Source organism: Hyalangium sp. (genome assembly GCF_045802625.1).
Taxonomy (GTDB): domain Bacteria; phylum Myxococcota; class Myxococcia; order Myxococcales; family Myxococcaceae; genus Hyalangium.
The window spans coordinates 94,681-104,453 of sequence record NZ_JBJMQP010000043.1 but is presented as its reverse complement, the minus strand read 5'-3'; the positions used below and the strand labels follow the sequence as shown (position 1 = coordinate 104,453).

Here is a 9,773-nt window from a genome sequence, read left to right as displayed (position 1 = left end):
GGCCGCCAAGGAGCTGGTGGAGGCCGAGGTGGACGAGGTGTGGGACGCCCTGGAGGAGGTCATCGAGGACCATCCGGTGCTCCTCAACCGCGCGCCCACGCTGCACCGCCTCGGCATGCAGGCCTTCGAGCCCGTGCTCATCGAGGGCAAGGCCATCCAGCTCCACCCGCTGGTGTGCGCCGCCTTCAACGCGGACTTCGACGGCGACCAGATGGCCGTCCACGTGCCGCTCTCCATCGAGGCTCAGATGGAGGCCCGCGTGCTGATGATGTCCACCAACAACATCCTCAGCCCCGCGCACGGCAAGCCCATCATCGTCCCCACGCAGGACATGGTGCTCGGCATCTACTACATGACGCGCGCCCGCGAGTTCGCCAACGGCGAGGGCCGCGTGTTCTCGTCGCCCGAGGAGGTGCGCGCCGCGTACGATCACGGCGAGGTGCACCTGCAGGCCAAGGTGGTCTGCCGCATCGACGGCAAGCGCAAGGAGACCACGGTGGGCCGCGTCCTGCTGTGGGACATCGTCCCGCGCAAGGTGGGCTTCGACGCCATCAACAAGGTGCTCGACAAGAAGTCGCTCGGCTCGCTGATCGACCAGTGCTACCGCCTCACCGGTGAGAAGGAGACGGTGCTCCTGGCCGACCGCATCCGCAGCCTCGGCTACACCAACGCCACCAAGGCCGGCATCTCCATCGCGCTCAAGGACATGGTCATCCCTGCCAAGAAGCAGGAGTTCCTGGACTTCGCGCGCAAGGAAGTGGCCGAGATCGAGAACCAGTACCTCGAGGGCCTCATCACCGACGGTGAGCGCTACAACAAGGTCATCGATATCTGGGCCGAGATCACCGAGAAGGTCGCCGGCGAGATGATGCAGCAGATCTCGCAGGAGGAGGCGGTGGGTGAGGGCAAGGACGGCAAGCGCGAGACGCGCAAGCAGCCGTCGTTCAACCCCATCTACATCATGGCCGACTCCGGCGCCCGCGGCTCCGCTCAGCAGATCCGTCAGCTGGCCGGTATGCGCGGCCTGATGGCCAAGCCCTCCGGCGAGATCATCGAGACGCCCATCACGGCCAACTTCCGTGAAGGCCTCTCCGTGCTCCAGTACTTCATCTCGACGCACGGCGCTCGTAAGGGCCTGGCGGACACGGCGCTCAAGACGGCCAACTCCGGCTACCTCACCCGCCGTCTCGTGGACGTGGCGCAGGACGCCATCATCAACGAGTACGACTGCGGCACCATGGACGGCCTCTACATCGGCGCCCTGGTGGAGGGCGGCGAGATCATCGAGCCGCTCGGCGAGCGCATCCTGGGCCGCGTGGCCCTGGACGACATCCTCGATCCCGTCACTGGCGAGGCCCTGGTCCGCGCCAACGAGGAGATCGACGAGGATCGCGTCCGCCGGATCGAGAACAGCGGTCTGGATCGCGTGAAGATCCGCTCGGTGCTCACCTGCCAGGCCAAGCGCGGCATCTGCGTGGAGTGCTACGGCCGTGATCTGGCCCGTGGCCGCAAGGTGTCCATCGGCGAGGCCGTGGGCGTCATCGCGGCGCAGTCCATCGGCGAGCCGGGTACCCAGCTCACGATGCGCACCTTCCACATCGGTGGTGCGGCGACGCGGCGCGCGGAGCAGTCCAGCCTCGAGAACCGGTACGCCGGTACGGTGAAGTTCGCCGGCCTGACCACGGTGCAGAAGAACGACGGCACCCTGGTGGCCATGAACCGCAACGGCGAGATCGTCGTCGTCGACGACAGCGGCCGCGAGCGCGAGCGCTACCAGGTCATCTACGGCGCCCGCATCCTCGTGAAGGAGAAGCAGCGCATCGAGCCGGGCACCCTCCTGGCCGAGTGGGATCCGTTCGCCATCCCGCTGCTCACCGAGGTGGGCGGTGTGGTGCGCTACGAGGACATCATCGAAGGCGTGACGATGAGCGAGGCCCTGGACGAAGTCACGGGCCTCAGCCGCCGCACCGTCATCGAGTCCAAGGATCCCGAGGCCCGCCCGCGCATCACCATCCGTGACGCGCAGGGCAACGTGAAGGATCTGCCCAGCTCCAGGAACCCGGCGAGCTACTTCCTGCCGCAGGGCTCGATCATCACCGTCAACGATGGTGACGAGATCCACCCGGGCGAGGTGATTGCCAAGGTGCCGCGCGAGACGACGAAGACCAAGGACATCACGGGCGGTCTGCCCCGCGTGGCCGAGCTCTTCGAGGCGCGCAAGCCCAAGGACGCGGCGGCCATCGCCGAGATCGACGGCGTGGTGTCGTTCGGCAAGGACACCAAGGGCAAGCGCAAGCTCATCATCACCCCCGAGGTGAACAACGAGCAGCGCACGGACCTGGCCAAGGAGTACCTGATCTCCAAGGGCAAGAACATCAGCGTCCACTCCGGGGACCGCGTGAAGGCCGGCGAGGCGCTGATGGACGGCTCGGCCAACCCGCACGACATCCTCAAGGTGCTGGGCGAGAAGGAGCTGGCGCGCTACCTGGTGGACGAGGTGCAGGAGGTCTACCGGCTGCAGGGCGTGAAGATCAACGACAAGCACATCGAGACGATCGTCCGGCAGATGCTGCGCCGGGTGCGCGTCACCGAGGTGGGCGACACCAACTTCCTGGTGGACGAGCAGGTCGAGAAGTGGGTGTTCGAGGAGGAGAACGAGAAGGTCATGGCCGAGGGCAAGCGCCCGGCCGTGGGCGAGCCGCTGCTGCTCGGCATCACCAAGGCCTCGCTCTCCACCGAGTCGTTCATCTCGGCGTCCTCCTTCCAGGAGACCACCAAGGTGCTCACCGAGGCCGCCATCAACGGCAAGGTGGACTACCTGCGCGGCCTCAAGGAGAACGTCATCATGGGCCGGCTCATCCCCGCCGGCACGGGCCTGCCCAACTACAAGCACCTCGACATCGAGGTGGAGAGCCCCACCGACGAGGTCAACGAGATGGAGGCCGCCCTGGCCGCCACTCACGCCGACTCGGCCCCCATGCAGACTCCGGCCTCTCGCTCCGAGGGGACCCAGACCACGGGCGCCGCCTAACGGCCCGCGGAGCCTGAGCTCCTGAAGTTCCCGCCGCCGCCCTGGCACTCGCTGGGGCGGCGGTTGCTTTTTCGCCTGCTCTCCAGCCGGGTTGACTTGACAGTCAATGATGCGTCGCGTTACGTTGACGCATCACGTCACGCGACACTCACTTCACTCACAGGAGAGCAAACCATGGCGACCAACGGCAAGACCCGGAACCTGGAGACGTTCGTGAAGCAGCAGCTCGAGGGCGCGCAGAAGCGCTTTGAGGGGCTCGAGCACGAGGCCGAGAAGGTGCTCCGCAACCTCAAGGCCCGCGGCCGCGGCCCGGCGCGCGAGGTGGAGAAGCTGCTCGGGCAGATCAACCCGGACACGCTGCTGGAGAACCCCGCGGTGAAGGAGCTGGGCCGCAAGGCGACGCAGGTCCGCTCCGAGCTGCGCAAGCGCCTGGATGGCATTCAGACGCGCGCCGTGGAGGCGGTGGGCGTGGCCAGCCAGGCCCAGGTGAAGGAGCTCAACCGCGAGCTGTCCAAGCTCTCGAAGAAGCTGGACCAGATCGTTCCTCCCTCGGTGAAGAAGGCCGCCTCGCGCGCCGCTTCCCGCGTCTCCGCCTCGTGACGCGCTGATCCATCGGTAAGTCAACGAAGGGAAGGGTAGGGTGTAACCTGCCGTTCCCTTCGTAACCCTGGTGTGCTTACTTTCCAGCCACCTTTTCTTCGCTCCCAGGCTTTTCAGGCCTGGGACTCCCTCCCGGAGAGACCGCATGGACAAGCCAGAGGCCCCCCGAGAGAAGCATGCTGTCGCAGAGGCGTTCGAGCGGGTGTGGAGTCAGGCCCTGCTGGCCGTCTCCACCGCCGAGGAGGAGGTGAACCGCACCCTCCAACGCGTCGCCGCCGCCGCCGGCTGGAGCCAGGAAGAAGTGAAGCGCCAGGCGCGCGAGTTCACCGAGCGGCTCGCCGGACATCGCAAAGGGCTGGAGCACTCCGTGGAGGAGGCCGTCCGTGGGGCGGTCTCCCGGCTCAAGGTCCCCCGGCGGGAGGAACTTCAGGAGTTCGAGGCGCGGCTGGCGCGGTTGGCCGAGCGCATCGAAGCGCTGGGGCAGCAGAAGTGATGCCCTCGCCCGTGGTGGCTCCGGGCGGCGGGAAGTGGATGGCGCGGCTCCACACTCTCAGTGCGGGCTGCGCGAAGCTTCCGCTGCTGGCGGGCATGGCGCTGGTGCTGTCCGCGCGCATCGTCCCCGTCGTGAGCGAGCCGGCTCCTCCCCCGGTGGTTTCGGTGGTGGCCGTGGCCGAGCCGGCCTCGCATGATGCGGCCTTGATCGACGCGGTGCTGGCCAAGCGAGCCCCGGATCTGGGCCTCACGCTGCGCCGCCAGCTCGGCCAGGCCATCGCCGACGAGGCGCCCAAGGCGGGGTACGATCCGCTGCTGATCCTGGCCATCATCGACGTGGAGTCGGACTTCGACGAGGAGGCCCTCTCCATGAAGGGGGCTCGGGGGCTGATGCAGATCAAGCCCAGCACGCTCCACTTCCTGGCAGAGAAGGAGGGCCTGAGGCTGTCTCGCGAAGAGGTGGCCGCGGATCCCGCCCTCTGTGCGCGCCTGGGCATCCGCTACCTGCGCAACCTCCAGGAGCGCTTCGGGGGAGATCTCGACTTCGCCCTCATGGCCTACAACGCGGGCCCCACCCGCATCCGCAAGGCCATCAAGGAGGGGGAACTGGAGACGTTCCGCCGCTACCCCCGGCTGGTGAGGCGTGATTTCAAGCGGTTCCGCGAGGGACAGGGGCTGGGCGGAGATTGGGCCCTGGCCCAAAGGGAAGGTACCGAGGCGCCGCCGAATCCTTGAGGGGAATGTGAATGAGTTGTCTCGGTACGCGTTCACATTCGTGTAGGCGCGCCTTGTCCGGTCCCCCAGGGTGCGCTAAGGGGGCTGCAAGTTCCTGGGACCTTTGAGGATTTCCAGGAGTGACGCGAATGTACCGCTCGATTCTTTCCGCTGCCCTCGTCGCGCTCGTAGGCCTGATGGTTCCCGCCTCGGCCCTGGCTTCATCGGTGTACCTCAACGGGGTGCGCATCGATGGGGTCACCAACCAGAAGTTCGAGAAGGCCACCGTCCGCATCGACGAGAAGGGTGATGTCTTCATCGAGGCGCCCGGCTATGCCGTCCGCGTGGTGACCCCACCGCCTGCCGCTCCTGCTCCGGTGGCACCGGCTCCGGTAGCTCCGGTGGCTCCGCCCACGGCTCCCGCTCCCACGGCTCCCGCTTCCGCGGCAGCTCCCACCCAGCCGCCTCCGCCCGCGGCTCCTGCTTCCGATGCCCCTCCGAGCCTCACCCGGCGCTACTGGCTGGTGACGGAGCAGTCCGTCCCTGGCATGGCCGAGTACGACATCGAGCTCTACATCAACTCCAAGTTTATTCGGAAACTCCGGAATAACGAGGAGCAGGTCATCACGGAGCTCACCCAGCAGCTGCAGCCCGGGAAGAACACCATTCTGTTGAGCGCACACAAGGTGGTGCTGGGTGACCGGAAGAGTTATTCGCCTCAGCACTACTTCAAGGTCATCATTGGCGAGGGCAACGAGGGTGGAGGGCGGGTGATGATTGACAACCCGATCATCCGCTTCCAGCGCACGGCCGCGGACTCGAAGGACGATTCCGCGGAGTTCACCCTCACCACACGATAGCGCCCGAGGAGGCGGCTGGTTCCTTGTTCAATATCGACGAGAGATATCGCGGGTTGCCCGCGAACCGCGAACAGGTGATCGCGCTCCACACGTCGCTCAACTCGCCGCACCTGTTCATCCCAGGCAAGCCGGCGGGGCCGGCGCAGGCGTTCATCCTCGGCCTGCGCGGCTCGACGGGCTTCGCCACGTTCATCTACCTGTACCTGTCCGAGGCCGCCGACTGCGCCATCTACGTCTCCGGCAAGCGCAACACGAGCTTCGAGGAGTACCTGGGCGAGGAGGCCGAGGCGCTGGCCTTCGTGGAGACCATGGGCTTCATGATGGACAACTCGAACTGGCGCTCGCAGCCGCAGACGATGCAGGAGGAGCTGTTGCGCACGCTGCCCGTCTTCTACCGGGATCCCAAGCAGGTGCCGGCCGTCGCCAAGAAGGTCGAGGAGAAGAAGAACGCCGCGGCTACGCTGGGCCGCTTCCTCGCCGCATTCTGATTCTCCCAGCCCCGAGTCCCCGCCATATGCTCCGCGTCTTCCTTGCCTGCTGCCTCGCGTTCGTGTTCGTCCTCTCCGGTTGCAAGCACGTGCCCACGGAGAAGGAGCAGCAGAGCGCGGATATTCACTACAACCTGGGCGTGCAGGCGCAGCAGGCCGGCAAGATCCAGGAGGCGCTGAGCGAGTTCCAGCGCGCCGTGGAGCTGGATCCGGACAACGCGGACGCGCAGAACGCGCTGGGAATCCTGCTGCACCTGTCGTTCCGGCGGCACTCGGACGCCATCGAGCACTACCAGAAGGCGCTCGAGGTCCGCCCGAACTTCTCCGAGGCCCGGACGAACCTGGCCAACGTGTACCTGGATCAGGGGCAGTACGATGAGGCCATCAAGCTGTACGAGCAGGTGCTCAACGACATGCTGTACCCCACGCCGTTCATCGCCCAGGGCAACCTGGGGTGGGCCTATTACAAGAAGGGCGACACGGAGAAGGGGCTGGAGAACATCAAGGCCGCGGTGACGCTCAACCCGAACTTCTGCCTGGGCTTCAAGAACCTGGGCCTCATCTACGAGCAGACGGGCAACACCGACGAGGCCTGCAAGGCCTTTGGCCACTACCGGGAGAAGTGCCCGGACGTGGCGGATGCGTACCTGCGCGAGGGGGTGTGCCTGGCCAAGCAGGGCCAGGGGGACACCGCGAAGGAGCGCCTGGAGACCTGCGAGACCAAGGCTTCCGAGTCGGCCCTGAAGGAAGAGTGCCACCGCCTGCGCGAGCACCTGTAGGCCTGGGGCGCCGCCGTGGACCACGTCGACTTCGGCAAGTACCTCTCTCAGCAGCGCGAGCTGCGCGGCATGTCGCGCGAGGACATCTGCCGGGAGACGAAGATCCCTCTGAGCCTCGTGGCGGCGCTCGAGGAGGGCCAGTTCGAGCGGCTGCCGGCGCGCATCTTCGTGCTGAACTACATCCGGGCCTACGCGCACGTCATCGGCATGGCGCCCGAGGAGGCCGTGCTGCGCTACGAGGAGGTCGACAAGGCCACCCCGGCGCCCAGCCCGGCGGCGCTCGAGCAGGAGCGGCGGAAACGGGCGTGGATCGGCCTGGGGGTGATGGTGCTCGTGGTGGCGCTTGGCGCCTATGTTTTTCTCGTGGCGGCCGGGAAGCTTCCACGCCCCTTCGGGGGTTGAGGGAGACCATGGAGCGGTTCGTCGACGAGGCGCTCGTGCTGTCCACCATGGACTACGGTGAGGCGGATCGGTTGGTGACGCTCCTCACCCGCGAGCATGGCAAGCTCACCGCGTTCGCCGCGGGGGCGCGCAAGAGCAAGCGGCGCTTCGCGGGCGCCCTGGAGCCCTTCATGCGCCTGCGCGTCCAGATCGTCGAGACGCGCGGCAGCACCGTGCGCCTGGACTCGGTCGACATCGAGGCTGGCTACTACACGGCCCGGCAGGATCTGGCGCTGATTGCCCGGGCGCTGTACGCCGTGGAGCTGTGCCGCGAGCTGACCCGCGATCACGAGCCCTACCCGGAGCTGTTCGCCCTGCTGGAGGAGTACCTCGGCCGGTTGGATGCCAAGGAGGCGGGCCCTACCTCGCTGCTCGCCTTCGAGCTGTCCGCCCTGGCCCACGCCGGGCTCATGCCGCGCTTCGATGCGTGCGCGCTGTGTGGCGGCGAGCCAGGCGAGCGGCCGCGCTTCGATCAGTCCCACGGCGGCGCGGTGTGCGAGCCGTGCAGCGGGCGGGCTCGGGAGGCGGTGGCGATCCCTCCGGCGCTGTTGGCGGGGCTTCGCGCGCTGCAGGAGGGCCAGCGTACGCCGTTGCCTCCGGAGCTGAGGGCGCGAGCGCGCGGCCTCCTCAATGTCTTCATCGCGCACCACCTGGGCCGGCGCCTCAAGAGCGTGGACTTCATGGCCCAGGTGGGACTGGACTGACTTGAGCCGGGAGGGGAGTGCCATGACGGACGCGGCGCCACCGCTGGACGTGGTGTGCATGGGCGAGACGCTGGTGGACTTCCTCCCCTCCGAGTTCGGGCGGCGCGTGCGAGAGGTGTCCTCGTGGGCGCCGGCCATTGGCGGCTCGCTCGCCAACGTGTCGGTGGGGCTGGCCCGGCTGGGGGGACGCTCGGGGCTGGTGTCCGTGCTGGGCTCGGACGAGTTCGGCCACTTGCTGCGCGAGCGCCTCGCCGCCGAGGGCGTCGATGTGAGCCACGTGCGGCAGACGAACGAGGCCCGGACGGGGCTGGTCTTTATCTCGCTGGATGCTCGCGGCGAGCGCAGCTTCACCTATTTCCGCACGCGCTCGGCGGAGTTCCTGCTGGGCGAGCGGGATGTGGACCTGGAGTTCCTCGGGCGGACGCGGGTGCTGCACTGGGGCTCCAACTCGCTGCACCTGCCCGAGGCCCGCGTTGCGTTGCAGCGCTCCATCGAGCGCGTGCGCGAGGCCGGGCGGATCATCAGCTGTGATCCGAACCTGCGCCTCCACGCCTGGGCCGATCCGCGTGAGCCCAAGAGCATCCTCGAGCGGTTGTTGCCGCTGTGCACCGTGGTGAAGCTCTCCGAGGAGGAGATGCCCGTGGTCGTCGGCAGCTCGGACCCGCGCGGGGCGCTGGAGGCGCTGAGCGCCATGGGCGTGGTGCTGCCCGTGGTGACGCTGGGAGAGAAGGGAGCAGCGTTCCTCTGGCGCGGCGAGGTGGTGCACGTGCCGGCTCCGTCCACCCGCGTGGTGGACACCACGGGCGCCGGGGATGGCTTCGTGTCCGCCTTCCTCTACGGCCTGACGCGCCGGTATGCGGATGCGCGGGCGGTGCAAGGGGCCACCCGGGAGTCGCTCACGGAGCTGGCCACCTTCGCGTGCGTGGTGGGCTCGCGCGTGGTGGAGCGGCTGGGCGCGGTGGCGGGACTCCCCCACGCGGCCGAGGTCGCCGAGCACATGCCCGCGGATCTTCGGCCCCGCTGAACCTGGGAGCTCAGCCTCGCAGCGTGGCCAGCCCCAGCAGCCGGAAGGGTTGCTCCGCCACTGCCGCCGCCCGCCGGGCATCCTGAAGCGCTCGCACGGCCTGGGAGGCCCGTTCCACGCGAGCCGTCTGCTGCACGCCCTCGACCGGGGCCTTGAACTCGGGGACCGTGAGCCTGCCGCCCTTCCACGCGCTCTCCGCGGGCGCCACGTAGCGCGGCGGCTCGGGGACGGTCAGCGAGGGACCCTTGCTCACCGAGAAGTCCTGCGAGTCCTTCCAGAACGCCTGGTAGGTGGACTCGACCTGCTTCACCTGCTGGGCGCGGTGCGAGGTGCCAGCCAGCGTCTCCTTCAGGCGCTCCTGGAACTCCTTGCTGGTCAGCAGCCGTTCCAGCGTGCCGAGCGCCTCGGGGCTCCGCTTGTTCGCGGTGTCGAACCCGTCCTGGAACCGCTTGCCTGCCCTGTCGAACGCGTCCTGGAACCGGTTCGGCAGCCGGGACAGGGGCTCGATGGGGGAGCGCTCCCGCTGTCCTTGGACGGCGGAGAGGCTCTCCGGAAGCTCACCGGCTCGTTGGACCTGCTGACCTCGATTCCAGCGCTGAATGGAGCTCACATAGGTATTTACGGAGAATGTGGGCAAAAA

11 protein-coding genes are annotated in these 9,773 nt (G+C 67.8%); 10 read left to right on the top strand and 1 reads right to left on the bottom strand.

What is annotated here, in order from left to right; all coding sequences use genetic code 11:
• The 10 genes from rpoC to ACJ8AT_RS08420 form a co-directional block, all read left to right on the top strand.
• Positions 1–3,031: DNA-directed RNA polymerase subunit beta' (gene rpoC, locus ACJ8AT_RS08465; protein ID WP_407737130.1), on the top strand; the 3,031-nt coding region annotated here is incomplete at its 5' end.
• A 174-nt stretch (positions 3,032–3,205) separates the two neighbouring features.
• Complete coding sequence (locus ACJ8AT_RS08460; protein ID WP_407737129.1) at positions 3,206–3,631, top strand: hypothetical protein; 426 nt, start codon at positions 3,206–3,208, stop codon at positions 3,629–3,631.
• A 145-nt stretch (positions 3,632–3,776) separates the two neighbouring features.
• Positions 3,777–4,124 carry a phasin family protein gene (locus ACJ8AT_RS08455; RefSeq protein ID WP_407737128.1) on the top strand — a complete coding sequence of 116 codons (348 nt, stop codon included), beginning with the start codon at positions 3,777–3,779 and terminating at the stop codon, positions 4,122–4,124.
• On the top strand, positions 4,124–4,858 hold the full coding sequence (locus tag ACJ8AT_RS08450; protein WP_407737127.1) for a lytic transglycosylase domain-containing protein: 735 nt from the start codon (positions 4,124–4,126) through the stop codon (positions 4,856–4,858). Before ACJ8AT_RS08455 ends, ACJ8AT_RS08450 begins: the two co-directional genes overlap by 1 nt.
• A 128-nt stretch (positions 4,859–4,986) precedes the next feature.
• The gene (locus ACJ8AT_RS08445; protein ID WP_407737126.1) at positions 4,987–5,697 is read left to right on the top strand and encodes a hypothetical protein; all 711 of its coding nucleotides are present in this window, start codon (positions 4,987–4,989) and stop codon (positions 5,695–5,697) included.
• A 23-nt stretch (positions 5,698–5,720) separates the two neighbouring features.
• Positions 5,721–6,185, top strand: coding sequence for a social motility and stimulation tgl protein (locus ACJ8AT_RS08440; RefSeq protein ID WP_407737125.1), 465 nt, complete (start codon positions 5,721–5,723; stop codon positions 6,183–6,185).
• A gap of 26 nt (positions 6,186–6,211) precedes the next feature.
• Positions 6,212–6,964, top strand: coding sequence for a social motility TPR repeat lipoprotein Tgl (gene tgl, locus ACJ8AT_RS08435; RefSeq protein ID WP_407737124.1), 753 nt, complete (start codon positions 6,212–6,214; stop codon positions 6,962–6,964).
• Positions 6,965–6,979: 15 nt separating this feature from the next.
• Positions 6,980–7,366, top strand: coding sequence for a helix-turn-helix domain-containing protein (locus ACJ8AT_RS08430; protein WP_407737123.1), 387 nt, complete (start codon positions 6,980–6,982; stop codon positions 7,364–7,366).
• Positions 7,367–7,374: 8 nt separating this feature from the next.
• Positions 7,375–8,109 (top strand): DNA repair protein RecO, encoded by a 735-nt coding sequence (gene recO, locus ACJ8AT_RS08425; RefSeq protein ID WP_407737122.1) that lies wholly within the window; start codon positions 7,375–7,377, stop codon positions 8,107–8,109.
• Positions 8,110–8,131: 22 nt separating this feature from the next.
• The gene (locus ACJ8AT_RS08420) at positions 8,132–9,133 is read left to right on the top strand and encodes a carbohydrate kinase family protein (protein ID WP_407737121.1); all 1,002 of its coding nucleotides are present in this window, start codon (positions 8,132–8,134) and stop codon (positions 9,131–9,133) included.
• A gap of 10 nt (positions 9,134–9,143) precedes the next feature.
• On the opposite strand, the gene ACJ8AT_RS08415 is transcribed toward ACJ8AT_RS08420, so the two are convergent.
• On the bottom strand, positions 9,144–9,743 hold the full coding sequence (locus tag ACJ8AT_RS08415) for a hypothetical protein (protein ID WP_407737120.1): 600 nt from the start codon (positions 9,741–9,743) through the stop codon (positions 9,144–9,146).
• Positions 9,744–9,773: the final 30 nt, after the last annotated feature.

Coding starts and splice junctions, on each gene's coding strand:
- ACJ8AT_RS08460 (WP_407737129.1), top strand. CDS start 3,206: ATGGCGACCAACGGCAAGACCCGGAACCTGGAGACGTTCGTGAAGCAG.
- ACJ8AT_RS08455 (WP_407737128.1), top strand. CDS start 3,777: ATGGACAAGCCAGAGGCCCCCCGAGAGAAGCATGCTGTCGCAGAGGCG.
- ACJ8AT_RS08450 (WP_407737127.1), top strand. CDS start 4,124: ATGCCCTCGCCCGTGGTGGCTCCGGGCGGCGGGAAGTGGATGGCGCGG.
- ACJ8AT_RS08445 (WP_407737126.1), top strand. CDS start 4,987: ATGTACCGCTCGATTCTTTCCGCTGCCCTCGTCGCGCTCGTAGGCCTG.
- tgl (WP_407737124.1), top strand. CDS start 6,212: ATGCTCCGCGTCTTCCTTGCCTGCTGCCTCGCGTTCGTGTTCGTCCTC.
- recO (WP_407737122.1), top strand. CDS start 7,375: ATGGAGCGGTTCGTCGACGAGGCGCTCGTGCTGTCCACCATGGACTAC.
- ACJ8AT_RS08420 (WP_407737121.1), top strand. CDS start 8,132: ATGACGGACGCGGCGCCACCGCTGGACGTGGTGTGCATGGGCGAGACG.